This window comes from Limnohabitans sp. (assembly GCF_023910625.1).
Lineage (GTDB): Bacteria > Pseudomonadota > Gammaproteobacteria > Burkholderiales > Burkholderiaceae_C > Limnohabitans_A.
In genome coordinates, this window is sequence record NZ_JAAVVW010000003.1 from 1,526,419 (window position 1) to 1,549,665 (window position 23,247).

The 23,247-nt window shown below is 60.0% G+C and carries 28 protein-coding genes and 1 pseudogene; 8 read left to right on the plus strand and 21 right to left on the minus strand.

Annotated elements, in window-relative coordinates; translation table 11 throughout:
* Positions 1-103: 103 nt before the first annotated feature.
* The 4 genes from HEQ17_RS10575 to HEQ17_RS10590 form a co-directional block, all read right to left on the minus strand.
* A complete protein-coding gene (locus HEQ17_RS10575) occupies positions 104-514 on the minus strand; it encodes a hypothetical protein (protein WP_296292709.1) in 411 nt (136 codons plus the stop codon).
* Entirely contained in the window at positions 487-813 is a 327-nt protein-coding gene (locus HEQ17_RS10580) for a hypothetical protein (protein WP_296292710.1), read from the minus strand. The genes HEQ17_RS10575 and HEQ17_RS10580 overlap by 28 nt, the downstream gene beginning before the upstream one ends.
* 95 nt (positions 814-908) lie before the next feature.
* Positions 909-1,181: a hypothetical protein gene (locus HEQ17_RS10585; RefSeq protein ID WP_296292711.1), complete on the minus strand. Its 273-nt coding sequence runs from the start codon at positions 1,179-1,181 to the stop codon at positions 909-911.
* A 168-nt stretch (positions 1,182-1,349) separates the two neighbouring features.
* Positions 1,350-1,811 (minus strand): thioredoxin fold domain-containing protein, encoded by a 462-nt coding sequence (locus HEQ17_RS10590; RefSeq protein ID WP_296292712.1) that lies wholly within the window; start codon positions 1,809-1,811, stop codon positions 1,350-1,352.
* A 112-nt stretch (positions 1,812-1,923) separates the two neighbouring features.
* Here HEQ17_RS10590 and HEQ17_RS10595 point away from each other — a divergent pair, with 112 nt between their 5' ends.
* Positions 1,924-3,012, plus strand: a complete 1,089-nt coding sequence (locus HEQ17_RS10595; RefSeq protein WP_296292713.1) for a YeeE/YedE family protein — start codon at positions 1,924-1,926, stop codon at positions 3,010-3,012.
* Positions 3,013-3,071: 59 nt separating this feature from the next.
* Here HEQ17_RS10595 and HEQ17_RS10600 read toward each other — a convergent pair whose 3' ends face one another.
* The 4 genes from HEQ17_RS10600 to HEQ17_RS10615 form a co-directional block, all read right to left on the minus strand.
* Positions 3,072-4,346 (minus strand): FAD/NAD(P)-binding oxidoreductase, encoded by a 1,275-nt coding sequence (locus HEQ17_RS10600; RefSeq protein ID WP_296292714.1) that lies wholly within the window; start codon positions 4,344-4,346, stop codon positions 3,072-3,074.
* An 11-nt stretch (positions 4,347-4,357) separates the two neighbouring features.
* Entirely contained in the window at positions 4,358-4,666 is a 309-nt protein-coding gene (locus tag HEQ17_RS10605) for a c-type cytochrome (protein WP_296292715.1), read from the minus strand.
* A 249-nt stretch (positions 4,667-4,915) separates the two neighbouring features.
* Positions 4,916-5,245 (minus strand): metalloregulator ArsR/SmtB family transcription factor, encoded by a 330-nt coding sequence (locus tag HEQ17_RS10610; protein ID WP_296292716.1) that lies wholly within the window; start codon positions 5,243-5,245, stop codon positions 4,916-4,918.
* 155 nt (positions 5,246-5,400) lie between these two features.
* Positions 5,401-6,279: an MBL fold metallo-hydrolase gene (locus HEQ17_RS10615; RefSeq protein WP_296293731.1), complete on the minus strand. Its 879-nt coding sequence runs from the start codon at positions 6,277-6,279 to the stop codon at positions 5,401-5,403.
* Positions 6,280-6,593: 314 nt separating this feature from the next.
* Here HEQ17_RS10615 and HEQ17_RS10620 point away from each other — a divergent pair, with 314 nt between their 5' ends.
* On the plus strand, positions 6,594-7,055 hold the full coding sequence (locus HEQ17_RS10620) for an HIT family protein (RefSeq protein ID WP_296292717.1): 462 nt from the start codon (positions 6,594-6,596) through the stop codon (positions 7,053-7,055).
* On the opposite strand, the gene HEQ17_RS10625 is transcribed toward HEQ17_RS10620, so the two are convergent.
* On the minus strand, positions 7,040-8,674 hold the full coding sequence (locus HEQ17_RS10625) for an iron ABC transporter permease (RefSeq protein WP_296292718.1): 1,635 nt from the start codon (positions 8,672-8,674) through the stop codon (positions 7,040-7,042). The two genes, HEQ17_RS10620 and HEQ17_RS10625, sit on opposite strands and share 16 nt — an antisense overlap.
* A 101-nt stretch (positions 8,675-8,775) precedes the next feature.
* Here HEQ17_RS10625 and HEQ17_RS10630 point away from each other — a divergent pair, with 101 nt between their 5' ends.
* Entirely contained in the window at positions 8,776-9,936 is a 1,161-nt protein-coding gene (locus HEQ17_RS10630; RefSeq protein ID WP_296292719.1) for an ABC transporter ATP-binding protein, read from the plus strand.
* On the opposite strand, the gene HEQ17_RS10635 is transcribed toward HEQ17_RS10630, so the two are convergent.
* From HEQ17_RS10635 to HEQ17_RS10660, 6 genes are read right to left on the minus strand one after another with little or no spacing between them, the layout of a single operon-like run.
* Positions 9,923-10,705 (minus strand): 1-acyl-sn-glycerol-3-phosphate acyltransferase, encoded by a 783-nt coding sequence (locus HEQ17_RS10635; protein ID WP_296292720.1) that lies wholly within the window; start codon positions 10,703-10,705, stop codon positions 9,923-9,925. The two genes, HEQ17_RS10630 and HEQ17_RS10635, sit on opposite strands and share 14 nt — an antisense overlap.
* Positions 10,706-10,732: 27 nt before the next feature.
* Positions 10,733-12,028, minus strand: coding sequence for a dihydroorotase (locus tag HEQ17_RS10640; RefSeq protein ID WP_296292721.1), 1,296 nt, complete (start codon positions 12,026-12,028; stop codon positions 10,733-10,735).
* Positions 12,029-12,038: 10 nt separating this feature from the next.
* Entirely contained in the window at positions 12,039-13,004 is a 966-nt protein-coding gene (locus HEQ17_RS10645) for an aspartate carbamoyltransferase catalytic subunit (RefSeq protein ID WP_296292722.1), read from the minus strand.
* 16 nt (positions 13,005-13,020) lie between these two features.
* Positions 13,021-13,521, minus strand: a complete 501-nt coding sequence (pyrR, locus tag HEQ17_RS10650; RefSeq protein ID WP_296292723.1) for a bifunctional pyr operon transcriptional regulator/uracil phosphoribosyltransferase PyrR — start codon at positions 13,519-13,521, stop codon at positions 13,021-13,023.
* Complete coding sequence (gene ruvX, locus HEQ17_RS10655) at positions 13,518-13,934, minus strand: Holliday junction resolvase RuvX (protein WP_296292725.1); 417 nt, start codon at positions 13,932-13,934, stop codon at positions 13,518-13,520. Before ruvX ends, pyrR begins: the two co-directional genes overlap by 4 nt.
* The gene (locus HEQ17_RS10660) at positions 13,931-14,533 is read right to left on the minus strand and encodes a YqgE/AlgH family protein (RefSeq protein WP_296292726.1); all 603 of its coding nucleotides are present in this window, start codon (positions 14,531-14,533) and stop codon (positions 13,931-13,933) included. The genes ruvX and HEQ17_RS10660 overlap by 4 nt, the downstream gene beginning before the upstream one ends.
* A gap of 74 nt (positions 14,534-14,607) precedes the next feature.
* On the opposite strand from HEQ17_RS10660, the gene HEQ17_RS10665 reads away from it, so the two are divergent.
* Positions 14,608-16,083: a deoxyribodipyrimidine photo-lyase gene (locus HEQ17_RS10665; RefSeq protein WP_296292727.1), complete on the plus strand. Its 1,476-nt coding sequence runs from the start codon at positions 14,608-14,610 to the stop codon at positions 16,081-16,083.
* On the opposite strand, the gene HEQ17_RS10670 is transcribed toward HEQ17_RS10665, so the two are convergent.
* Entirely contained in the window at positions 16,084-16,254 is a 171-nt protein-coding gene (locus HEQ17_RS10670; RefSeq protein WP_296292728.1) for a rubredoxin, read from the minus strand.
* A gap of 104 nt (positions 16,255-16,358) precedes the next feature.
* Here HEQ17_RS10670 and HEQ17_RS10675 point away from each other — a divergent pair, with 104 nt between their 5' ends.
* From HEQ17_RS10675 to HEQ17_RS10685, 3 genes and pseudogenes are all read left to right on the plus strand, one after another.
* On the plus strand, positions 16,359-17,300 hold the full coding sequence (locus HEQ17_RS10675) for a bifunctional hydroxymethylpyrimidine kinase/phosphomethylpyrimidine kinase (RefSeq protein WP_296292729.1): 942 nt from the start codon (positions 16,359-16,361) through the stop codon (positions 17,298-17,300).
* Between the two features lie 8 nt (positions 17,301-17,308).
* Positions 17,309-18,604, plus strand: coding sequence for a glutamate-1-semialdehyde 2,1-aminomutase (hemL, locus tag HEQ17_RS10680; protein WP_296292730.1), 1,296 nt, complete (start codon positions 17,309-17,311; stop codon positions 18,602-18,604).
* A 196-nt stretch (positions 18,605-18,800) separates the two neighbouring features.
* A pseudogene (locus HEQ17_RS10685) lies at positions 18,801-19,715 on the plus strand (tripartite tricarboxylate transporter substrate binding protein).
* Positions 19,716-19,726: 11 nt separating this feature from the next.
* Here HEQ17_RS10685 and HEQ17_RS10690 read toward each other — a convergent pair.
* Both HEQ17_RS10690 and HEQ17_RS10695 read right to left on the minus strand, forming a co-directional pair.
* Positions 19,727-20,263: a TA system VapC family ribonuclease toxin gene (locus tag HEQ17_RS10690; RefSeq protein ID WP_296292731.1), complete on the minus strand. Its 537-nt coding sequence runs from the start codon at positions 20,261-20,263 to the stop codon at positions 19,727-19,729.
* Positions 20,229-20,513 carry a hypothetical protein gene (locus tag HEQ17_RS10695; protein ID WP_296292732.1) on the minus strand — a complete coding sequence of 95 codons (285 nt, stop codon included), beginning with the start codon at positions 20,511-20,513 and terminating at the stop codon, positions 20,229-20,231. Before HEQ17_RS10695 ends, HEQ17_RS10690 begins: the two co-directional genes overlap by 35 nt.
* A gap of 148 nt (positions 20,514-20,661) precedes the next feature.
* Between HEQ17_RS10695 and HEQ17_RS10700 the strand changes: the two genes are divergently transcribed.
* Positions 20,662-20,988 (plus strand): DUF6172 family protein, encoded by a 327-nt coding sequence (locus HEQ17_RS10700; protein WP_296292733.1) that lies wholly within the window; start codon positions 20,662-20,664, stop codon positions 20,986-20,988.
* 112 nt (positions 20,989-21,100) lie between these two features.
* Here HEQ17_RS10700 and HEQ17_RS10705 read toward each other — a convergent pair whose 3' ends face one another.
* From HEQ17_RS10705 to HEQ17_RS10710, 3 genes are all read right to left on the minus strand, one after another.
* On the minus strand, positions 21,101-22,282 hold the full coding sequence (locus HEQ17_RS10705; RefSeq protein ID WP_296293732.1) for a DEAD/DEAH box helicase: 1,182 nt from the start codon (positions 22,280-22,282) through the stop codon (positions 21,101-21,103).
* Positions 22,283-22,655: 373 nt separating this feature from the next.
* Positions 22,656-22,934: an HNH endonuclease signature motif containing protein gene (locus HEQ17_RS16055; protein WP_366938040.1), complete on the minus strand. Its 279-nt coding sequence runs from the start codon at positions 22,932-22,934 to the stop codon at positions 22,656-22,658.
* Between the two features lie 46 nt (positions 22,935-22,980).
* Entirely contained in the window at positions 22,981-23,244 is a 264-nt protein-coding gene (locus tag HEQ17_RS10710; RefSeq protein WP_296292734.1) for a hypothetical protein, read from the minus strand.
* Positions 23,245-23,247 lie beyond the last annotated feature (3 nt).

Here is a 23,247-nt window from a genome sequence, read left to right on the forward strand (position 1 = left end):
TGGGCCCAGCGTTGCAACAGAATCAGCCAAGCGGGCTCTCGCAAAGCAACGGCCAGTCTGGCCCGCGAAGCGGCCAAGCGATGTTCGGGATCAACGCCTGCACTCATGCGACTTGCGCAGTCCGCAAGGCCTGCACATCCAGTTTAACTTGCGCCTGCAATTGATCCAGCAGTGGCGGAAGGCGCAAGCTGCGGGCCCAAGTAAAACACAGCAAACCGCCCGCCAACCAAACCAAAGGCAGTGCCCACAACACCAGGACATGGCGCTCGCTGAGTGCAGGCAATGCCGCCCACAGCAAACAAGAAACGCTACCCAAACCCAAGGCAAGCAAACCACAAACCAGCGCCAAGGCATATAAGGCCCAGCGCAGTTGAAGCACACGCAAATGTTGCTGCCAAGCCTGACTGGCCAAAGCAGCGTAACCCTGTGCATGCTCGCGCAGCAAGCCTGGGGACAACACCAGCAGTTTGATCAGCTGTTTGAGCATCAGTCGTGGCGGTGTTGCAACCACCATGACACCGCCAAAGCCACGGCTGCGCCAGTGCCCGCCGCGATCATGACCGATTGAAAAGGCGCATGCGCAATGACCTGCTCGGCCACGTTTTTGGCGTGCCGGGCTTCTTTTTCCAATTGACGCTCGGCTTGCATCGCTGTGTCCTTGGCGTGTTGAGCCAAGTCGTGAAAGCGATCATGCACCCGATCGGCCATATCAGCCATCGCCGGACGGGCTTTTTGTATTGCCTCATTGACCGAAGCAGAGACGTCGGCGCCCAGCGCCGAAATGAGGGTGTGCGAATTGGTGGTGTCGTTCATATTGGCCTTTGCAGTGAATAAAACCCAAGGAGGGTGTCACTGTAAAAAAGGCCCGCGCGTTTGTCGGTGTGCTGGCGCACCCAAGGTGGTGGCGGTCAGCCCAGCAACTTCCCGATGGCCTGCACGTCTTCGGCAAACATTTGGCCTTTTTCGCTCAGAAGCAAACGGCCATCGCGCCCCACCAGCAGTGGAATGGGCAGGCCTTTGGGCTTGGGAAAAGACTGCCTCCAAATTGGGCTGGCCCAGGCCGCCGGTAAGGTGTAGCCATGCCTGGCCAAATAAGCAATGGCGTCATCAGGCTCTCGGTCTATCGACAAGGCCACCATGCTCCAGCCTTGGCTTCGGTGTTCGCCCCACAGGTCATCCATGCCGGGGCTTTGCAAGGCGCAAAACGGGCAAGTGCCGGACCACCATTAAATCAACAAGGGCCGACCAGCCTTCTGTGCCAGATCAAAACTCTGCCCATTGAGCAAACCAATGCGCGGCATGTGCAGACGGCTACCCACCTCGGGCATTCGTAACGCCACACTTGCATGTCAGAAGGACTTGCGTCCTGTAGCCAGGCGCTGGTCCAGATAGGGGCCATAAAAGTCGGGCAAGTAGGCACCCTCCATTCGCTCGGCCACCTCTGTGCCGCCCAACCCGAAAAAAAGCAGCGTGGGTGCGACCGAAACCCGCCAGCCTCGGATCAACTGGTCATGGGTGGTGAGCTTGCCATTGAAATCCAGAACCGCTTGCGAACTGCGCATGTCAACCTGAACGATCACCGTCCCCGCCTTCTGCAAAGGTGAAAGATGCGACTGGCGGGCCTGGCGACAAAAAATACAGCCGTCCAGGCTGACCATGACCACCAGAGGTTGATTGTTTTGAAGGGCACGGGCCAACTCGTCGGGCAAGGATTGGGCTGCGGGCAAGGTCGCCCCTGTTCGCTGTGCCCAGGCTGTCCCCAAGTTCAAAGCCAATCCGGCCAGCGCCAAACAGTCACGTCGTCGCCACATCGGCCTGTCGAATAAAGAGAATACTGGGGACATGGATTGAAGAAAGTGGACAATATCGGGTTTTGTCTTTGACAGTCAGACTGCACACTAAAAAGCTGGACAAATATAAGAAATGAATGAATTATTGGAGAAAACCTTGAATCTCGCAAGTTTGCTCGAATCCTGGGGCGACACGAATGTACTGGCATTGGCGGGAGCCTTGGTGGGTTTCATTTTTGGCTTTGCCGCGCAACGCAGTCGCTTTTGCGCCCGGGCTGCCGTGATCGAATGCTGTGAAGGCCGGACTCACGAGCGGTTCAGTGTTTGGTGGCTGGCATTTGGCGCTTGCCTGCTGGGTGTTCAGGCTTTGGTGTTCATGGGCGAACTCAAGCCTGCAGATGCCCGCTACATCGCTTTACCCGGGAGCATTTCCGGCGCGTTCTTGGGTGGCTTGTTTTTTGGCGCTGGCATGATCCTGACGCGTGGCTGCGCGAGTCGCTTGCTGATTTTGTCGGCCAATGGGAATATGCGTGCATTGTTGGCCGGTTTGGTCTTTGCCGTCACCGTACAGGCCAGCATTGGAGGTTGGCTCGCCCCTGCACGCCGAGCCTTGGCCAGCTGGTGGCCTGTAGACGGAGGCCCTGCCAGAGACTTGCTTTACCTGTTGGGCCTGGGGGCCTCCGGCGGTCTGGTGCTGGCCTTGCTGGCGCTGAGCACCGGTTTATACTTTTTCTTCAAAACGCACCCGAACCGTTGGGGCCTGGCGACTTTTTCGCTCATTACCGGCCTGAGCATCGCTTTGGGCTGGGGACTGACCCAGGCCATTGCTTCCCAGTCGTTTGAAGCGGTGCAAATCCAAAGCCTGAGCTTCAGCAGCCCTTCGGCTGAAATGTTGATGCGGGTCTTGTCGAGTGCCACATCCCCCAGTCCAGGCTTCGATGCCGGTTTGCTGCCCGCCACCTTTGTCGGCTCATTGTTGGGTGCACTGCTTGGTGGAGATTTCAAGTTTGAAGGTTTCAAAAGCGAAAACAAGCTGGGTCATTACCTGACGGGCGCGGTGTTGATGGGCTTTGGCGCTGTTTTGGCAGGTGGCTGCACAGTGGGCGCTGGGTTAACCGGTGGGGCCATTTTCTCGTTAACGGCCTGGCTCACACTGCTCGCCATCTGGCTGGGAGCAGGCTTGGCCTGGCGCATGCACAAAAGTATGGGCTGGGATCTCTGACCCCCCCAAAAAAAAGCCGCAATCTAGGATTGCGGCTTGAGCGTGAAAGGCAGGCGTCTTCAGGCCAGTGTGTCGGCCCAAATGTTTTGCGCCCAGGACAAGGCATAAACACCTTCCAGCTCATTGGCAACACTCGAAACGCCACCAGAGCCGGGCACAGTCACCATGGTCTTTCTCTCAGCATCGTAGCGGTGCACGCTGGCCACATGGACCACGTCCCTGGAGCTGACAAAGCTGTAGCAGGTGTTGTTGTAAACCGGCATGTTATTGACCTGCTTGTCCATCAACAAAGCAATGACCGCAGCGGCACAGGTCTTGCCATGCTGGTTGGCCATGTGCCCCGACTTGGGCATACCCGGAGCAATCTGGATCGAATCGCCCAACACGTGCACATTCCTGGCCGCCTTGGATTCAAAGGTCAAAAAGTCCACTTCGCACCAACGCTTGTTGGCTGTGGCCAAACCGGCATTCACGGCCACGTCACCCGCACGCATGCTTGGGATCACATTCAGTACGCTGGCCTTGATGTCTTCGTTGAATTCGAATTTCAAGGTCTTGTTGGCCGCATCCACATCGGTCACATTGTGTTTGCTGCGGTACTCGATGATGCCCTTATAGCGGTCGGTCCAAGCCTTCTTGAATAGTGCTGGTTTGGAGGTGACATCGTCGTTGGCATCTAGGATCAACACTTTGCTCTTCGGTTTGGCCCTGGTGAAGTAGTCGGCCACCTGGCAGGCCCGTTCGTAGGGACCAGGAGGGCATCGGTAAGGTACCAAGGGAATCGACATGGCAAAAACGCCACCGTCAGGCATGGCTTCGAGTTGCTTGCGCAGGGTCAGGGTTTGCTCGCCAGCCTTCCAGGCGTGCATCACCTGCTCTTTGGCCCCAGTACGGTTCATGCCGGGCAAAGTTTCCCACATGAAGTCTACGCCAGGCGAGACGATCAGGCGGTCATAAGTCAACTCTGTACCACCCGCCAACTTGACCGTGCGCTTCTCAGCGTCGATGGTGTTGACGCGGTCCTTGATGACCTTGACGCCATGCCGCTTGGTCAGGTTGTCATAAGGGGTGGTGATGTCCGCCATTGTCTTGCTGCCGCCGATCACCAGGTTGGAGATGGGGCAGGAGATGAAGGCATTGTTGGGCTCCACCAGGGTGACCTGGATCTTGTAGTCAGACCACATGCGCAGGTATTTCGCGGCTGTGGCACCGGAATAACCCCCACCAATGACCACCACTTTGGGGCCGCTGCCACCCCCGAAGGTGGCGCACCCCGAAACCATTCCCAGGGCACCCAAAGCGGAGCCGGTTTGTAAAAAATGACGACGTTGCATGTCAGTGTTCCTTATCGTTTTTGGGCGGCGAAGTAGCCTGCGATGGCCACAATCTGCTCATCGGTGTAACCCTTGGCGAGCTGGTGCATGATGGTGGCGGCGGGAACGCGATCTGCCTTGTAGTCCAGCATTTTCCTGACCACGTCATCCTTGTTTGATCCTGCCAGGGAGACCATGCCCGGCTGGGCGCGACCATCGGTGCCATGGCAGGCGGCACAAGAAGCGGCCAGACTGCGGGCCTGGAGCGGATCAATCTGGGCCTGGACCAGACCCGATAAAACGAGCCAGGATGCCGCTGTCAAAAAGTGTTTCATCTTCATGGGGTTTCCTCGAAAAAATGGTTTGCCAGCATCAGCACGCCAGCTCAGGAACGCAAATACAAAAAACCTTTCTTGGCCTGCAAGTTGGCCACCTCGGTTGAACCAGCGGTCACCACTTTGACTTCCATCGGCAAGCCAAGCAGAAACAGCAAGTAGTTCTTCATTCTTTACTCCTCACTCAGGAATAGTATTCGCAACGGGGGAAGAAGCGTACCCGTGAAAACCCGGCTTGCAACTGTCGCGGGTCATTCAAATGGACTCGCTCGCGATCTGGACGCAAACAGCACGGCACAGGGTCACTACCCGCTCATTGATGATGCGGTAATAAATTTGTACGCCATCCCGGCGCTTGGCAACCACGCCCGCTTGGTAAAGGGTATTGAGGTGCTGGGACATATTGGGTTGGGTCGTATCGATCTCGGTAAGCAATTCACCCACGTTTTTTTCGGTATTGCACAAGGCACTGATGATGCGTAAGCGCATCGGCGCAGACATGACCCGGAAAACTTCGGCGGCTTTTTCAAAAACCTCTTCGGATTCGGTCAGGGCTCCGTGATTCTTGTGAACTGTTTTGGCCATGGTTTATATCTTCAAATGACTCAAATTTATGAATGTCGCGACATTGTGCCGATTTTGACGCAAAGTCCAACCATTGATTTGTTCTTTGCTTATCCAGCAAAAAAGATAAGCAACCCTTTTAAGGTTCATCCGGTAGGCGAGGGGCCGATTTCGGCTCAGAACACATTGATCGGGATTTTGAGGTAAACCGTGGCGTTGTCCTCGGGCTCAGGCATATGACCAGCCCGCATATTCACCTGCACCGAAGGCAACATCAATAAGGGCATGGACAAAGTGGCATCGCGCGCTTGACGCATCTGGACAAACGCCTCTTCTTGCACACCTTGGTGCACATGCACATTGCCTTTTTTCTGTTCGGCCACGGTGGTCACGCACTGAGGCTCCCGCCCGTTAGACGGGTAGTCGTGGCAAAGGTACAACTCGGTGTTGTCCGGCAGACTCAGCACCTTCTGGATGGACTGGAACAACGAGCTGGCACAGCCGCCAGGAAAGTCGCAACGGGCCGTGCCGTAGTCAGGCATAAACAGAGTGTCCCCCACAAAAGCAACTTGGCGGGCAGCTTGCATGCTGGCATCAGTGACCACATAACTCATACAGGCGGGGGTATGGCCCGGCGTATGCATGGCATGCAAATGCAAACTGCCGATTTGCAAGAAATCGCCATCGGCCAGCAGGCGGTCAAACTGGCTGCCGTCGCGGGCAAATTCGGTGCCCGCGTTGAACAGTTTGCCAAACACGTTTTGCACCGTGGTGATGTGCGCGCCAATGGCCAACTGCCCACCCAATTGCTGTTGCAAATAAGGCGCTGCCGACAGATGGTCGGCGTGCACATGGGTCTCCAGCAGCCACTGCACGTTCAGCTCAAGATCTTTGACGCGGGCTACCAGGCGGTCAGCGCCGGCCGTGCTGGTACGGCCCGACTTGGGGTCATAGTCCAGCACCGTATCTATCAGGGCGCATTGCCTGGCTGGCAAGTCCACCAGGATATGGCTGAAGGTAGATGTGGCGGGGTCGAAAAACGATTCGATATGCATGATGCTCAAGACGGTTGAAATCCTGTCGACTGGGTTTTGGCCCCGCAGAGGGATCAAATGTGGGCAATGGACTTTATAGCCGCTGACCAACCTCCAGGGTGTTTTATATCAAGACAATGATTACCAAATGTTGAAAGGCTGGGACCGTCCAAATCAGTCATCAGGAAACGCCGGTGCAATGATCAGTTCACGCAAGGCGCGCCTTCGGCACAGCTTCCGTGGAAAAATCGCGTGGTGTGCACCCCAACAAAAATGTCCTCCACGGATGCCGACTCTTTTTGCGCCAACACCTTCTTTGTATTAAAGGACAAGCAATGCCGATCTTTGTTGACTCCTCCCCACCAGACAGCTGCATTTTTTGCAAACTGGTAGCGGGTGATATCCCTGCCGCCATCGTCCACGAAGACGAGGAAACCCTGGCCTTCATGGACCTGGGCCAGGTCAACCCCGGCCATGTGCTAGTGGCCAGCAAACGCCACGCAGCCACCTTGCTCGATCTGAGCGCTGACGAAGCCGCAGCCATGATGCGCGCTGTCCACCGTGTGGCCAAAGCAGTGATGGCCACCTTTGCACCACCGGGCCTGACCGTGCTGCAAGCCAACGGTAAAGAGGGCGATCAAACCGTGTTCCACTTTCACATGCATGTGGTGCCTCGGCATGCCAATGATGGCATCGCCCTGTCCTGGCCCCGCAAAGACCCGCCCCGCGAAGTGCTAAAAGCCCACGCCCATCGCTTGCGCCAGGCCATGGTCAGCCCGACTCAGCCTGCACGCTGACGCAAGGTTCGGCTGAGCAAGATCACTGGAATCAGGCCCACCAGCACCAGCGCCAGCGAGGGCAATGCCGCCTCGCCCAGACGCTCGTCGCGCGCCAACTGGTAAGCCACTACCGCCAGCGTGTCGCTGTTGAAAGGGCGCAACACCATGGTGGCGGGCAGCTCCTTCATCACGTCGACAAACACCAGCAAGGCCGCCGCGATGGTGGTGCGCTGCAGCAGCGGGGCGTGCACCCGACTCATCAAGCCCCAGCCGGTCACGCCCAGCATGCGGGCCGAATCGTCTAGGCTGTCCGGGATGCGCGCATAACCGCTTTGCACCGATTGCAACGCCACTGCACAAAAGCGCACCAGATACGCCCACACCAGACCCAGCGAAGTAGCCGTCATCCAGGCACCGACTGAGGACGCGGGCCAAATTTGCTGAATCCAGCCCACCGGCAGCAGCAAGCCCACCACCACCACCGCGCCTGGAATGGCATAACCCAGGCCCACCAGCCCAATGGCCCAGCGGCTGATCGCATCACCGCGCGTGCGCACGCTGAAAGACAGTGCCAGCGCTACGCCCACGGCCAGCACAGCGGTCAAGATACCCAGACGCAAACTGGTCCAGGCCCACTGGCCAAAACGCTCCCAGGGTATGTCGGTGGTGTCGTTCACCAAAGCGCGCAGCATGATGAGCGCCGGCAGCACAAAACCCAGCAGCACCGGCAAGCTGCAAAGCCCCCAAGCGAGCACGCAGCGTGCGCCCAGCAACCGGACAGGCTGGGCCTCGTCTGAGCACTGACGGGATGCGCGAGCCTGGTTGAAACGCATGCGCTTTTGGGCGCGCTGCTCCAGCTGCAAAAGCACAAACACCACCAAAAGCAAAACCGTGGCCAATTGCGCCGCCGCCATGCGGTTGTCCATCGACAACCAGGCTTTGTAAATGCCCGCTGTGAAGGTCTGGATACCGAAATAGCTGGAGACGCCAAAATCAGCGAGGGTTTCCATGAGTGCCAGCACCACGCCGGCTGCCACGGCCGGACGCGCTAGCGGCAAAGCGATTTCGCGGATGCGACGGGACAGGGGCGCACCCAGCAGGCGCGCCGCCTCCATCAGACCCGAAGCGCGCTCGACCAAGGCAGTGCGAGCCAGCAAATACACATACGGGTAAAGCGAGAGAGTGAACACCAGCGCCGCACCCCAGACGCTGCGCACATCGGGCCACAAGCGTCCCTGGAAGCCCAACGTTTCGCGCAAAGCCAATTGCAGCGGCCCACTGAACTGCAAAAAATCGGTGTAGGCATAGGCCACCACATAAGTGGGCATGGCCAGGGGCAAGAGCAACAGCCACTCAAAAACGCGGCGTCCCGGAAAATCAAACAAGGTAACCAATGCCGCCGTGGTCACACCCGTCAAGGTCACCCCCACCGCCACCATCAGGCACAAACCCAGCGTGGTCAGTGCGTAATCGGGCAGCACGGTGCGGACCATCGACAGCAAAATGTCGGCACTGTCATTGCCCCATTGCAGCCACGAGCCCAAAACGGCCAGCACGGGCAAAGTCAAAGCCAGGGCCAACACGACAAACAACAAAGAGGAAAGACCCGATAAATGACGGGCCAGAGTGTTCAGCATATCGTGGCTATTGTAGATAGCCCCCATCAGAAACCACTTGAGCTGCCAACTTGATGGCAAGGCCAGTCTCGGGCTTACTCAACCTGCCTACAATCCTTGTCATGTTTCTAGAACTGCGCCAACTCGACGTCCAATATCCCGGCAGCACCTCGCCCGCCGTGCGCGGGGTAAACCTCGGCTTGCGTTCGGGCGATATCGGTGTACTGATCGGGCCTTCTGGTTGCGGCAAAACCACCTTGCTGCGTGCGGTGGCAGGGCTGGAGCCCATCTCGGGGGGGCAGATTTTGCTGTCCAACCGGGTGGTTAGTGAAAAGGGCCACACCGAGCCAGCTGAGCGTCGCCGCATCGGCATGGTGTTTCAGGACTATGCGCTGTTTCCGCACATGGACGTAGGCCGTAACGTCGGCTTTGGCCTGGAACACCTGCCCAAAGCCGAGCGCCAAAAACGGGTGGCCGAGGTGCTGGAACTCGTGGGACTGACCGGCTCTGACAAGCGCTTTGCGCACGAGTTGTCGGGGGGCCAACAGCAACGCGTGGCTTTGGCCCGCGCCCTGGCTCCCAAGCCCGACCTGCTGCTGCTGGACGAGCCGTTTTCCAACCTGGACATCGACCTGCGCGAACGTCTGGCGCAAGAAGTACGCAACATCCTCAAAGCCGCCCGGGCCACCGCCCTGCTGGTCACGCACGACCAGCTCGAAGCGTTCGCGATCGGCGACGTGATTGGTGTGATGAACGAAGGCCAGCTGCACCAGTGGGACGACGCCTACAGCCTTTATCACCGTCCGGCCACCCGCTTTGTGGCCGACTTCATCGGTCATGGCGTGTTCACCCCTGCCACGCTGCGCGAGGTCGATGGCCATGTGCTGGTCAGCACAGCAGTGGGCGAACTGCGGGATGTGGGCGGATGCCCACTGCCCAACGTCTTTGAAGGTGGCTACTGCGATGTGCTGTTGCGCGCCGATGACATCGTGCACGACGACGACGCTCCGGTGAAGGCTGAAATCATCCGTAAAGCCTTTCGGGGCTCGGAATTTTTGTACACCTTGCGACTGGCCAGCGGCGATTTGCTGATGGCGCATGTGCCCAGCCACCACGACCACAAGATCGGCGAATGGATCGGCATCCGCGCCGAGGTGGACCATGTGGTGACTTTCAACCGCGCCTGCCCCGTGACCGATCGCGACCTGTGCCAGATGCCTTGCGCCAAAGCCGAGGCCTGCGAGCACACAGACCCCAAATACCAACCCGTCAAGCTTGTCTGAGCGAGCGTGAGTTTTTGGCCTGTGCGGGGACATCGGCGTCCCGCAGGTCAATGATGTCTTGCCTCAAGTCTTGCGCCCATGCGCGGCGGTCTCGCCCCATGGCATCCTGGGGTTGGCCAAAATGCAATACGGCCTCAATACGTCGGGCTTTCAGTGTGCGCCACATGGAGCCGATCAGGGTGTCATCACCGATGTAACAAGGCGCAAAGCTGGGCAAGCCACTGGGTACATCCATGAATTTCAGCGACAGGGGCTGAATCGGCGCTTGGACATCAATCGCTGCCTGGATCAGGTTGGCATGAAAGGGCAGCAGGTCTCGACCATCACTGGTGGTGCCCTCTGGAAACACAGCCACCACGTCACCGTCTCTCATGGCATTGGCCATGTCGCGCACCATGCGCAGCGCATCCTTTCGGCTGGTGCGCTCGATGTAGAGCGTGCCAGCACCCGTAGCCAGCATACCTACCAAGGGCCACTCGCGGATGTCGGATTTCGAGACAAATCGGCAATGCCGTGCCGCATGAATAACCAAGATATCAAGCCATGAAATGTGGTTGCTCACCAGCATCGCCGGCCCCACGATCAGGGGCTGACCCAACACCCGGACATGGATTCCCCAAATCGCCAGCAACTTCAGCGCCCAGGCTTGAACCCGCATTTCACGCTGCTCAGGGGTCAACTGGGGAAAGCGCAGGTAGATGGTCCACATGCCCACAAGGCCATGCCACAAGCCCCTGAGCAATCTCCAAACCGCAGTCAATGAGCGCATAACGATCAGCAAGACACAAACATGGGCTCAGTGGGCTGCGAATGCCACTTGCCCCCCCACCACGGTCGCCAACACGCGGCCGGGCAACTCGTAACCGGAAAACGGCGTGCTTTTGCCCTGAGTGCGCAGCGAAGCCTCGCTCACCAACCAGTGGCCTTCGGTGGACAGCACGCACACATCGGCCACGCCCCCCACGGCCAGATGACCCACTGAGTCTTGCAGGTTACCCAAGGTGGTGCCGAGCACGCCGGCCGGATCGGCGGTGAGGCGCGAGAGCACTTGCGGCACAGGCAAAGCGGCCTCCTGACCCCACTTGAGCGCCAGGCTCCACAGCAGCTCCATGCCGGTGGCACCAGGTTCGGCTTCGGCAAATGGCAAAGCCTTGGCGTCGGCGTCCACCGGGGTGTGGTCCGACACCAGCGCGTCGATCGTGCCATCGGCCAGTCCTGCACGCAAGGCGTCGCGGTCGCGCTGCTGGCGCAGCACCGGCGTGAGGCGGGAACGGCTGTCAAAGTAGCCCATGTCGGCGTCGGTCAGGTGCAGCGAGTTGATGCTCACATCGGCCGTGACGGGCAGGCCCTCGGCCTTCGCCTTGCGGATCAGCTCCACGCCCTGGGCGCTGCTGATCCGGCACAGGTGCACGCGGGCACGGGTGCTGCGCACCAGCTCAAAAATCGTGTGCAGGGCAATCGTCTCGGCCGCCACCGAGACGCCCGACAAGCCCATGCGCGTGGCCAGCGGGCCACTGGCGGCCACGCCTTTGCCCAGGTGCAGCTCCTGCGGGCGCAGCCAGACGGTGTAGCCAAAGGTGCTGGCGTATTGCAGCGCGCGTTGCAGCACCTGGGTGCTGGCAATCGGCACCTCGGCCTGAGAAAACCCCACGCAACCAGCGGCAGTCAGCTGGCCCATTTCGGTCAGCACATCGCCCTTGAGGCCCACCGTGAGCGCACCCAGCGGCAGCACACGCGCTTGGTGCAATTTTTCGGCGCGGTAGCGCAGCATCTCGACCAGACCCGGCTCGTCGAGCACCGGGTCTGTGTCGGGCGGGCAGACCAGGCAGGTCACGCCACCGGCCACAGCGGCGGCCATTTCGCTCTCCAGCATGCCCGCGTGCTCCTGGCCAGGTTCGCGCAGGCGTGCTGCCAAATCCACCAGACCCGGTGCCACGATGCAACCATGGGCATCGATCACGCGGTTGGGCTTGAAGTCGGCGGGCAACTGGCCCACGGCCACGATGCGTCCGGCGGCGATGGTCACATCGGCGGTTTGGTCAAAGCCGCTGGCGGGGTCGATCACGCGGCCGTTTTGAATCAAGAGCTTCATGGTTTTTTCCTTAAGCCTCGTTGCCAGCGACGATGCTCATCACCGCCATGCGCACCGCGATGCCAAAGGTCACCTGCGGCAAGATCACGCTTTGCTGGCCGTCGACCACGGCCGAGTCGATCTCGACCCCCCGGTTGATCGGGCCCGGGTGCATGACGATGGCGTCGGGCTTGGCCCGTTGCAGTTTTTCGGGGGTCAGACCAAAACTCTCGAAGTATTCCTGGCTGGAGGGCAGCAGCGCGCCGCTCATGCGTTCGTTTTGCAGGCGCAGCATGATGACCACGTCACAGTCCTTGATGCCTTCTTCGAGGTTGTTGAACACGCGCACACCCATCTGGGCCATGTCGGCGGGCACCAGCGTTTTGGGGCCAACCACACGCACTTCGGCGCAGCCCAGCGTGGTGAGTGCGTGAATGTCAGACCGCGCCACGCGCGAGTGCAGCACATCACCCACAATGGCTACGGTGAGGTTGGCAAAGTCTTTTTTGTAGTGCCGGATGGTGTACATGTCCAGCAGGCCCTGGGTAGGGTGGGCGTGCCGCCCGTCACCCGCATTGACCACATGCACATGGGGCGCGACATGCTGCGCGATCAAATACGGCGCGCCCGACTCGCTGTGGCGCACCACAAAGATGTCGGCGGCCATCGCGCTCAGGTTGGCAATCGTGTCGAGCAGCGACTCGCCCTTGGCTGCCGACGAGCGGGCAATGTCCAGCGTGTACACGTCAGCCGACAAGCGGGTGGCGGCAATGTCAAAGGTCGTGCGGGTGCGGGTGCTGTTTTCAAAAAACAGGTTGAACACGCTCTTGCCGCGCAAGAGGGGCACCTTTTTGACTTCGCGGTCGCTCACGCTGACGAAACTGGCCGCCGTATCAAGGATGTGGGTGAGGATGTCCTTGGACAAGCCTTCGGTGGAGAGCAGGTGGATCAGCTCGCCGTTTTGGTTGAGTTGGGGGTTGTTGCGTTTGTAGAGCATGTTGTTTTCACCTCAGTCAGGCTTTGTTCTCCACTTCGAAACTGAATCGACCCGCCTCGTCGCGGGCCAGCGCCAGCGATTGCGTCTCGGGCAGGGCCACGCGGGCAGCGGCGAAGTCGGCCTGCACCGGCAGCTGGCGCCCACCACGGTCCACCAGCACGGCCAGCTGCACGCGGGCGGGGCGGCCGTAGTCAAAGATTTCGTTCAGCACGGCGCGAATCGTGCGGCCGGTGTAGAGCACATCGTCGAGGATCAGGATGTCGGCCCCAGCCACCTCAAACGGCATGCTGGTCTGACCACCTGCCGACAAGCCGCGCTGGGCAAAGTCGTCGCGGTGCATGACCGAAGACACCAGACCCGCTTCACCGGCCAGGCCCAGGTCGCGTTGCAGGCGCTGGGCCAGCCAGGCACCACCCGAGGTGATGCCCACGAGGCGGGTGTTGTCCTGACACAGGCTGCGCACGCCGCGCAAGAGTTCTTGGTACAGGGCTTCTGCATTCAACGCCAAAGCACTCATGGCAGGCTCCTTAAGAATTGGTCCAGAATGATCGCCGCCGCCGCCGCATCGGCGTCTTTGGCGCCATAAGCATGCGCTTCGGTGGTGGTGTAGCGCTCGTCCACTTCGTACACCGACAGGCCAAAACGGCCGCGCAACTGGCGGCCGAACTTGCGGGCGCGCAAGGTGTTTTCGTGCTCGCCGCCATCGGGATGGGTGGGCACACCGATCACCAGTGCATCGGGCTGCCACTCTTGGATGCGTTTGGCAATGTGCTCAAAGCGGGCGTCGCCCTCGGCGGCGATGGTGCCCTGCGGAGTAGCCGATTTGATCAGTCGGTTGCCCACGGCCACGCCAGTGCGCTTGAGGCCATAGTCAAAAGCCAGAAAACTCTGGTGATGGGAAGGGATGGCTTGGTCGGGCGTGCTGTTCATGCGTGCCCCGCATCAGGCGAGAGCATCCAGCTTTTGAGGCCCAGAAGTTCCAGGGCGCGGTCGTAACGCTCGGCCATGGGCACCTCAAAAACAACATCGGCGCTGGCCGGCACCGTCAGCCAGGCGTTTTCGCTCAATTCGGATTCGAGCTGCCCCTCCCCCCAGGACGCATAACCCAAGGTGATCAACACCCTGCGCGGGCCTGCACCCGAAGACAGGGCTTCCAGCACGTCACGAGAAGTGGTCATCTCAAGCCCCCCGGGCACCGTCAAGGTGGAGGCGTAAATCGAGCCACCCTCTGGCTCGGGCTTGTCCATCCGCATCGGGTCGTGCAATACAAAGCCACGCTCGGTCTGCACCGGGCCACCCTGGCCGACCGGGTTATGCATCAGGTCTTGGCGACGCAGCGTCATATCCACCTTGTCAAACAGGTGGCCCATGCTCATGTCAGCGGGTTTGTTGATGATCAGGCCCATGGCCCCACGGGGGGTATGCTCGCACATGTAGATGACGCTGCGGGCGAATGCCTCGTCCTCCAACCCGGGCATGGCGATCAGGAAATGATGCTTGAGGTCAATGGAGGCAGAATCAGCGGTCATGCACCGATTTTAGCGGTCCCGACTCTGCAGGCGGGGTCACGGGTGCATTGTTTGACTCAAACCGGCAAACCCCGATGGAAACCCCTTTTTCTTGTGGCCTGGTCTGGCTGCGGCGCGACCTGCGCGTGAGTGACCACGCAGCCCTGCACCATGCCTTGCAGCACTGTCAGCGGGTGCATGTGGTCTTTGTGTTCGACACCGAAATTCTGGACGCTCTGCCCCGCGCCGACCGCCGGGTCGAGTTCATCCGCGAGTCTCTGGTCGAAGTCGATGTCCGTTTGCGGGAAATGTCGGGCCACCCGCAGGCGGGCCTGATCGTGCGCCACGGCGTGGCCAAGGACAAAATCGTCAAACTGGCCCAGCACCTGCAGGCCCAAGTGGTGTTTGCCAACCACGACGACGAGCCCCTGGCGCTGGCGCGCGACATCCAAGTGCGCGGCCATCTGGCCGACCACGGCATCGTGCTGCACACCTTCAAGGACCATGTGGTGTTTGAGCGCCACGAGGTGCTGACCCAAATGGCCAAGCCCTTCAGCGTCTTCACGCCCTACAAAAACGCCTGGTTGAAAAAAGTCACGCCCGAAGACCTGCAGGCTTTCGAGGTGGCCGCACTGGCTAAACGGCTGGCCCCGCGCCCCGATGATTTGGCGCATCCGGTGCCCAGCCTGCACGACATGGGCTTTGAGCCCACCAACCTGCAGGCCCTGAAAATCCCCACGGGGGAGTCGGGCGCGCAGGCCTTGCTGCAAGACTTTTTGACCCGCATTGACCAGTACGAAGACACACGCAACTTTCCGGCCGTCAAAGGCCCCAGTTACCTGAGCGTGCATTTGCGCTTTGGCACCGTGTCGATCCGCCAACTGGCCCGCGAGGCGCATCCACGCATGCTGGCGGGCAGCACGGGGGCCAGTGTGTGGCTGTCAGAGTTGATTTGGCGCGACTTTTATGTGCAGGTGCTGCACAACTTTGCCCATGTGGGCCAAGGCAAAAGCTTCAAGCCCGACTACGACGCCATCCGCTGGGAACATGGCCCCCACGCCCACAAGTTGTTTGACGCTTGGTGCGAAGCGCGTACCGGTTACCCGCTGGTGGACGCGGCCATGCGCCAGATCAACCAGACGGGCTACATGCACAACCGCCTGCGCATGGTGGTGGCGAGCTTTTTGGTCAAGGATTTGGGCATCGACTGGCGCTGGGGCGAAAAGTACTTTGCTACCCACCTGAACGACTTTGACCTGTCGGCCAACAACGGCGGCTGGCAGTGGGCCAGCTCCAGCGGGTGTGACGCGCAGCCCTACTTTCGCATCTTCAACCCGATCAGCCAAAGCGAAAAATTTGACCCCGAGGGAAAGTTCATCCGCCGCTATGTGCCCGAGTTGGCGGCCCTGCCCACGGCCGCGTTGCACGCCCCCTGGCTGGCCAAACCCATGGAATTGCAAGCGGCGGGGGTGGTGGTTGGCAAGACTTACCCTGCCCCCATCGTTGACCACCCCGAAGCCCGCGAGAAAACGCTGGCCCGGTATGCGGTGGTCAAGAAAAGCGCCGACTGATCAGATGGCGACCATCTCGAAATCTTCCTTGCGGGCCGCGCATTCGGGGCATGTCCAATTCATGGGCACGTCTTCCCATTTGGTGCCAGGGGCGATGCCGCTATCGGGGTCACCTGCGGCCTCGTCGTAAATCCAGCCGCAAATCAAGCACATCCAAGTTTTGTGTTCCATCACCGTGTCGCATTCAGAGAGTCGAATAGAATGTTTTGATTGTATCGGCCCGCCCACCGGCAGCCCGCAAAGCGGACCCGAAGCCCCTGAGATTCGACTTTTGAATGACCGACTCCAGCCCTGAAACCCCCGACATTGAGCAGGTCCTGGCCGAAGAAGAAACGGCCTCTTTGGCCTGTGTGCTTTCCTTTAACGCGAATGACCCCAGCGGCGCTGGCGGCTTGAGCTGCGACGCGGTGGCCATGGCTTCGGTAGGTGCCCACTGCATGCCGATTTGCACCGGCACTTACGTGCGCGACACCACCAGCATCACCGATTTCTACCCCCTAGACGACGAGGCCGTGCACGATCAAGCACGCGCTATGGCCGAAGACGTGCCCGTGCAGGTCATCAAAGTGGGCTTCGTCGGCACGCCCGAGAGTTTGGCGGTGATCGCCGAGTTGTCGGACGACTACGACGGCGTGCCGGTCGTGGCCTACATGCCCAACTTGTCGTGGTGGGAAGAAGACAAGATCGACGCCTATTTGGACGCTTTTCGCGAACTGCTGCTGCCCCAAACCAGCGTGTTGGTGGGCCACCACAGCACGCTGCGCCGCTGGCTGCTGCCCGACTGGAGCGGCGATCGCAACCCTGGCCCGCGCGACATCGCCAAAGCAGCAGCCGAGCTGGGCGTGCCCTACACCTTGGTGACCGGGCTGCCCTTGCCCGAGCAACACATCGACAATGTGCTGGCCTCGCCCGAAACCGTGCTGACCCACGAAAAGTTTGAACGCATCGAGGCGGTTTTTGCAGGTGCGGGCGACACACTCACCGCCGCTTTGGCCGCCTTGCTGGCCACCGGCATGGACCTGCCCGAAGCCACCAGCGAAGCGCTGCACTATTTAGACCGGTGCCTGGACGAAGGCTTTCGGCCCGGCATGGGCCAAGTCATTCCGGACCGCCTGTTCTGGGCCCTGCCTGAAGGCGAAGAAACCGACGACGATGGCCCTGAAGTGCACCCCGGAGGGGATTATTTTGAAGTGCCTTTCAACGAAACCAAACACTGAGACCCGACATGACCGACCGCAACCAAGCCCTGTTTGACCGCGCCGCCCAAGTGATTCCCGGTGGGGTCAACTCCCCCGTGCGCGCCTTTCGCGCCGTGGGCGGCACGCCGCGCTTTGTGCAGCGCGCCCAAGGCGCCTATTTTTGGGACGCCAATGGCCAGAAATACATCGATTACATCGGCTCTTGGGGCCCCATGATCCTGGGCCACGGCCACCCCGCTGTGCTCGAAGCGGTGCAAAAAGCGGCCCTCGACGGCTTCTCGTTTGGTGCCCCCACCGAACGCGAGATCGAGCTGGCCGAAGAAATCCTCAAGCATGTGCCGTCCATGGAAATGGTGCGCCTGGTCAGCTCAGGCACCGAAGCGGGCATGAGCGCGCTGCGTCTGGCTCGCGGGGCCACCGGCCGCAGCAAGTTCATCAAGTTTGAAGGCTGCTACCACGGCCATGCCGATGCGCTGCTGGTCAAAGCCGGCTCGGGCCTGGCCACCTTTGGCAACCCCACCAGCGCAGGCGTGCCGCCCGAAGTGGTGCGCGACACCCTGGTGCTGGAGTACAACAACATTCAGCAGCTGGAAGAGGCCTTTGCTCTGCACGGCAAGGAGCTGGCCTGCGTGATGATTGAACCCATTGCGGGCAACATGAACTTTGTCCGCGCCAGCGTGCCTTTCATGACGCGCTGCCGCGAGCTGTGCACCGAGTACGGCGCGCTGCTGGTGTTTGACGAAGTCATGTCCGGTTTCCGCGTGGCCTTGGGCAGCGCCCAAAGCGTGTACGCCAAAGCCATTCCCGGCTTCAAGCCCGACATGACGGTGCTGGGCAAGGTGATTGGCGGCGGCATGCCGCTGGCCGCCTTTGGTGGCCCGCGCGAGATCATGCGCCAACTGGCCCCCACCGGCCCGGTGTACCAGGCGGGCACGCTCAGCGGCAACCCGGTGGCCACGGCCTGCGGCCTGACCACGCTGCGCGAGATCGCCAAGCCCGGCTTTTTTGAAGCGCTGGGCGCCCGCACGCAAAGCCTGGTCGATGGTCTCAAAGGCGCTGCGGCCAATGCCGGCGTGCCCTTCAGCGCCGACTGCCAAGGCGGCATGTTTGGTTTCTTCTTGCTTCCCGAGTTGGCGCAAAACTACGCCCTGGTCATGACCAGTGACAGCCCCAAGTTCAACAAGCTTTTCCACGGTTTATTGGACGGCGGTGTCTACATCGCACCCGCTTTGTACGAAGCGGGTTTTGTCAGCGCCGCCCACACCGAAGCCGACATCGCTGAGACGGTGCGGGTGGCGGCTGATGTGTTCAAAACCCTCTGACTTTGTGGGAGCCCACCCTGTGGGCGATGGGCGAGGCACACGACAAGTGCAGGGATTCCATGGGTGCACAGCGCCTCTGGGCTCACCAATAATGGACGATTGACCGAAGACCCATGGAGACCCCCCGATGAACTCATCACGCCGCCAACTGAACACCTTGCTGGGCGCCAGCCTTTTGAGTCTGGGGACTGCCCCTTTGGCCTGGGCGCAAACTGCGGCCACCCCAACACCACTCAAGCTGATCGTGCCCTTCACCCCCGGCACCGGCATCGACCTGATCGCTCGCACCTTGGGGCCCAAACTCTCGCAGCGCCTGAACCGCCCGGTGGTGGTGGAAAACCGTGTGGGCGCCTCCGGCAACATTGGCACCGAAGCCGTGGTGCGGGCCGCGCCCGATGGCGCTACCTTATTGGTGAGCGTCAACACCTTGGTCATGAACCGGGCGTTGTACCCAGGCCTGAGTTTTGACGCGGTGAAAGACCTGAGCGCCGTGTCGCAAACCAGCTGGGGACAACTGCTGCTGGTGACGCACCCTAAAACCGGCTACAAGAATGCTGGCGAATTGGTGCAAGCAGCGCGACAGCAACCGGGGCGGCTCAATTACGCATCACCCGGTGTGGGCACACCGCACCATTTGTCGATGGAGTTGTTCAAAAACACCGCCCGGGTTTTTCTGACGCACATTCCCTATCGGGGCACCGGCCCGGCCGTGACCGATTTGCTCGGCGGCTAGGTGGACGCGATGTTCTTGCCCATCCATGTGGCCTTGCCGCACATCCGCTCCGGTCGGCTGGTGGCACTGGGCATTGGCAGTGACAAGCGCCACGCCCTGCTGCCCGACCTGCCCACCCTGGCCGAAGCCAAAGCGGGCAATGTGAACGTGGACATGTGGTACGGCATCTTTGCCCCCAAAGGCACACCGGCTGATATCGTCAACCTCTACAACCGCGAGATCAACCAACTGCTGAGCGGCGACGACGTCAAAAAGGCATTTGTCTCGCAAGGCATGGACCCGAGCGGCAGCACGCCGCAAGCCTTTGCCCAACTGGTCGAGCGCGATGCCGATCGCTGGGCCCGCCTGATCAAGGACCAAGGCATCAAAGCCGACTGATGTGAGCGCCCTCAGGGCGCACTGTCTAGGTTGGTGTGGGTGCCGGAGTCTGTGGGCAACACCAGGCAGCGCGTTAGCCCGAAACGCTCAAAGTCACGGTCAAACGTGACCATGCGCAGGCCAGCGCTTTGGGCTGTGGCAGCCAGGCACATATCGGTCCATAAGCGAATGGGCTGGGGCTCACCGCGACGCCCCAGTAACTGCGCAATGGTGTCATCCAAACCGGGTGGGTCGGCCAGCAAACCCACGGCAGGCGTCTCCAGCCATTGGCGGTACATGGCCATGGCCTGCGCCAGATTCAACACATTGGGGCCCATCGCGCGGGGCTGCGACAGCACGCGCACCAAACCCATCATGGTGCTGCGGCAAAACCACAAAGGTGTATCAGCTTCACATACCGATCGCCAATAGCGCATGGCCGAATTGTGAAACGGGTGCGCAGCGCTGCACAAACCCACCCACACATTGACATCGAGCAAGTCGCCCGAGGCCAAACGCCAGTTGGCAGATGCTTCAGCCACGCCCCAAGAGCTTGATGGTTCGCTCATCATCTTCCTCGTTGATCAATTCATACAAATCGGCATTGGTCATTTTGCTCAGATGCAGCGGCAATGGACCCTGGTTTGGAATGATCAGTGGCCTCGCCTCAAACCGCTTTTGCGGGTCCACCACCTCACGGGCAGTCAAGCCCCGTTCCACCAGCTCAATGACCAGGTCGCGAAGGGTTCGGCCCTCTTGGGCGGCCCGGGTTTTGAGGTGCTTGAACAGCGCATCGGGGAAATCAAGTGAGGTTCGCATATTTGCATTTTTACATGAACGCATCAAAAAATGCAAGAACCCAACCCATCCCACCGTTTGCCAGCCCTGAGCTGGCCCAGCAAACCAACGATAATCCAGCACTGCATCACGTCCGGACCGGGCGATTGCCCCGCCAACGAGAGCCCCCATGAAAAAGAACTTCCCCCTGCAAGCCGAAGGCAAGCACCCCGACCGTGTGCTCGAGGCCGTCAAGCACGAGATCCGCAAATACTTCAAGCGCGAGCGCAACCGCGATGTGCCCAAAGGCGTGGACTTTTGGGACTTTGACTGCAAAGTGGGCCTGAGCGCCGACAGCGCCGAAGTGGTGCGCGTGAGTGGTGTGATCGAAGCCGTGGACGCCGCTGCAAAAGCGGGTGCCACCTCGGTCTACGTCGAGATTTTGAGCAAGCACGGCGTTCGGGTGCTCAAGGCAAAAGACGACTACGAAGAACCTCAGCAAGACGCTCAATATTGAATAAAAAGTGATTTTTTATTCAACGGTTGGCGGGTTCAAGTACGAGGTCGAACATTTATAAGCACTTGGCTTAATTTGTTTAATTTCGATATAAACGCGACTCGGCACCTCTTCAAAGCAGACCTGCCGCCCGCAACTTGTCTTTCTTGCTGGGCCGGGAGCCCTTGATTCCCCCATTGCCGGGTGATGGTGGTGGGGGGGTTTCGGTCTGCTCAAAGCCTGGGATTTGCTCCAAAGCGAGTTCCAGGCTTTCGCGTTTCTGGATCAGCTGCCAATGCGAGAGCGCTGCTGCGGTGACAAAGCTCACCGCGTCGCCGTGCTCCCCCGCTCTGCCCGTGCGGCCGATGCGGTGGGTGTAGTCAGTGGCCGAACGCGGCAGGTCGTAGTTGACCACCACGGGCAGCATGGCGATGTCGATGCCGCGTGAGGCCAGGTCGGTGGTGACCATCACGTCCCAACGGCCGGCCTTGAATTCACTCAGCACCTCTTGCCTTGCCCCCTGGCTCATCTCGCCATGAAACGGCGTGGCAAACACACCCGCTTTGTAGAGCTTGTTCGCCACATGCTCGCAGGCGTAGCGCGTGGCCACAAACACCAGCACCTGTTTCCAGCCGTTTTCGCTGATCAAGTGACGCAGCAAGCTGGTGCGGCTTTTTTCATCCACGCTGATGGCGCGTTGCCTAATGTCGGGCTTGTGGCCCTCAAAGGCTTCCACGGTGATGCGCACCGGCTCACGCAGCAGCTTGGCCGCCAAGGCTTCAACCTCGGGTGCAAAGGTCGCCGAGAACAACAGGGTCTGCCGCTTCGCAGGCAACAGCGCCAGCACGCGTTGCAACTCGTCGGCAAAACCCAAATCCAGCAGGCGGTCGGCTTCGTCCAGCACCAAGTGCTGCACATCGGCCAGGCGCACAGCGTTTTGGTCGATCAAATCGAGCAGGCGTCCCGGCGTGGCGACCACGATGTCGGCACCGCCACGCAGCGCCATCATTTGCGGGTTGACCGACACACCGCCAAACACGGTGATCACCTTGAGCGATTGAGGCAGCTTGTAGGCCAGATTGGCCAGCACATCGCCCACTTGCACCGCCAGCTCGCGCGTGGGCACCAGCACCAGGGTGCGCACGGGGCGACGGAAATTGGTCTGGCGCGGCGCGGCCAACAAGTGCTGCAACAGCGGCAATGCAAAAGCCAGCGTCTTGCCCGAACCGGTGGGCGCAGTGGCCCACACGTCGGCAGATTTCAGAACCGCTGGAATTGCCTCGGCCTGGATGGGTGTGGGGGCGTACAAGCCCATGTCCGTCACGGCGCGCTGCAGGGGGACTATCAAGCCCAGTTCAGAGAAGTTCAAACGGCAGACGTCCTAGTTGGTTGAGCGAATTCAATAAAGAGAGGGAATCGTACCGCAAAGAGATGGTTTGGACGGTGTGTTAGCGCTAGACGCTCGACAAGACGGGCCACCAGTGCTAGGGACTACCGATACTCAAATAAATCCGGACAAAGCTTGTGACAACGAGGTCATCAATGACGGTGCGTTCTTCAGACCTCCTGGCGCAGAGACAGCAAGCAGTGCAAATGGAAATTTAGATCTGCAAATATCCAGTCAACTATCGAACCTATCTAATGATTCACGGTTAATCGCGAGAGCCAACAGAGGTGGCCAGACAGCGCTATGACTCGGAGTGCTTCGGAAATTTCTTCATCAGCCAACCCAAGACTTCCAGTTGGTCTTGTGAAGTGGCACGGCGAACCTGAATCAGCAGTTTCTGTAGATCGGGCCGGGTCAGTGTGGCGTTGGATGCGCCCTCATTGCAGACCGAGCATATCGCGCGGAGGTTAGAAGGGTCATCGGTACCCCCCATACTTTTGTCAATAACATGCCCAAGGTGCAAACGAGTTTTTCGCGTGGAATCATAAGGATGCTGCTCTCCAGCGACAGATCCGCACATTTGGCAGGTGAATCCATTGCGATCTAGGACGAACGCTCGGGTTTCTTTAGAAATAGCCCCTGGCAAACGCTTGTTGGGGCTTTGGCGTTTCCAAAAGGTATTGACCGGGCTTGAGCTCACTTCTGTCGTTGTGCGTCAATATCTGGTATCCCTCTTCGGTTTGCAGCTCACGTACTCTTCTTGCCCATTCGGATTGGTTGTCTGCAATAAGACGCAACTCATCAGAGTCCATAACACGACCGATATTGGCTAGAAAGTGCGCGCGAAGCTTGGCCTTTGCACCGCCCCTGATCTTTTTTTCGACAGTCATAGT

Bases quoted from the DNA above. Each gene is read 5' to 3' on its own strand.
- HEQ17_RS10575 (WP_296292709.1), bottom strand. From the start codon at position 514: ATGGTGGTTGCAACACCGCCACGACTGATGCTCAAACAGCTGATCAAA.
- HEQ17_RS10580 (WP_296292710.1), bottom strand. From the start codon at position 813: ATGAACGACACCACCAATTCGCACACCCTCATTTCGGCGCTGGGCGCC.
- HEQ17_RS10585 (WP_296292711.1), bottom strand. From the start codon at position 1,181: ATGGATGACCTGTGGGGCGAACACCGAAGCCAAGGCTGGAGCATGGTG.
- HEQ17_RS10590 (WP_296292712.1), bottom strand. From the start codon at position 1,811: ATGTGGCGACGACGTGACTGTTTGGCGCTGGCCGGATTGGCTTTGAAC.
- HEQ17_RS10595 (WP_296292713.1), top strand. From the start codon at position 1,924: ATGAATGAATTATTGGAGAAAACCTTGAATCTCGCAAGTTTGCTCGAA.
- HEQ17_RS10600 (WP_296292714.1), bottom strand. From the start codon at position 4,346: ATGCAACGTCGTCATTTTTTACAAACCGGCTCCGCTTTGGGTGCCCTG.
- HEQ17_RS10605 (WP_296292715.1), bottom strand. From the start codon at position 4,666: ATGAAGATGAAACACTTTTTGACAGCGGCATCCTGGCTCGTTTTATCG.
- HEQ17_RS10610 (WP_296292716.1), bottom strand. From the start codon at position 5,245: ATGGCCAAAACAGTTCACAAGAATCACGGAGCCCTGACCGAATCCGAA.
- HEQ17_RS10615 (WP_296293731.1), bottom strand. From the start codon at position 6,279: ATGCATATCGAATCGTTTTTCGACCCCGCCACATCTACCTTCAGCCAT.
- HEQ17_RS10620 (WP_296292717.1), top strand. From the start codon at position 6,594: ATGCCGATCTTTGTTGACTCCTCCCCACCAGACAGCTGCATTTTTTGC.
- HEQ17_RS10625 (WP_296292718.1), bottom strand. From the start codon at position 8,674: ATGCTGAACACTCTGGCCCGTCATTTATCGGGTCTTTCCTCTTTGTTG.
- HEQ17_RS10630 (WP_296292719.1), top strand. From the start codon at position 8,776: ATGTTTCTAGAACTGCGCCAACTCGACGTCCAATATCCCGGCAGCACC.
- HEQ17_RS10635 (WP_296292720.1), bottom strand. From the start codon at position 10,705: ATGCGCTCATTGACTGCGGTTTGGAGATTGCTCAGGGGCTTGTGGCAT.
- HEQ17_RS10640 (WP_296292721.1), bottom strand. From the start codon at position 12,028: ATGAAGCTCTTGATTCAAAACGGCCGCGTGATCGACCCCGCCAGCGGC.
- HEQ17_RS10645 (WP_296292722.1), bottom strand. From the start codon at position 13,004: ATGCTCTACAAACGCAACAACCCCCAACTCAACCAAAACGGCGAGCTG.
- pyrR (WP_296292723.1), bottom strand. From the start codon at position 13,521: ATGAGTGCTTTGGCGTTGAATGCAGAAGCCCTGTACCAAGAACTCTTG.
- ruvX (WP_296292725.1), bottom strand. From the start codon at position 13,934: ATGAACAGCACGCCCGACCAAGCCATCCCTTCCCATCACCAGAGTTTT.
- HEQ17_RS10660 (WP_296292726.1), bottom strand. From the start codon at position 14,533: ATGACCGCTGATTCTGCCTCCATTGACCTCAAGCATCATTTCCTGATC.
- HEQ17_RS10665 (WP_296292727.1), top strand. From the start codon at position 14,608: ATGGAAACCCCTTTTTCTTGTGGCCTGGTCTGGCTGCGGCGCGACCTG.
- HEQ17_RS10670 (WP_296292728.1), bottom strand. From the start codon at position 16,254: ATGGAACACAAAACTTGGATGTGCTTGATTTGCGGCTGGATTTACGAC.
- HEQ17_RS10675 (WP_296292729.1), top strand. From the start codon at position 16,359: ATGACCGACTCCAGCCCTGAAACCCCCGACATTGAGCAGGTCCTGGCC.
- hemL (WP_296292730.1), top strand. From the start codon at position 17,309: ATGACCGACCGCAACCAAGCCCTGTTTGACCGCGCCGCCCAAGTGATT.
- HEQ17_RS10690 (WP_296292731.1), bottom strand. From the start codon at position 20,263: ATGAGCGAACCATCAAGCTCTTGGGGCGTGGCTGAAGCATCTGCCAAC.
- HEQ17_RS10695 (WP_296292732.1), bottom strand. From the start codon at position 20,513: ATGCGAACCTCACTTGATTTCCCCGATGCGCTGTTCAAGCACCTCAAA.
- HEQ17_RS10700 (WP_296292733.1), top strand. From the start codon at position 20,662: ATGAAAAAGAACTTCCCCCTGCAAGCCGAAGGCAAGCACCCCGACCGT.
- HEQ17_RS10705 (WP_296293732.1), bottom strand. From the start codon at position 22,282: ATGGGCTTGTACGCCCCCACACCCATCCAGGCCGAGGCAATTCCAGCG.
- HEQ17_RS16055 (WP_366938040.1), bottom strand. From the start codon at position 22,934: ATGTGCGGATCTGTCGCTGGAGAGCAGCATCCTTATGATTCCACGCGA.
- HEQ17_RS10710 (WP_296292734.1), bottom strand. From the start codon at position 23,244: ATGACTGTCGAAAAAAAGATCAGGGGCGGTGCAAAGGCCAAGCTTCGC.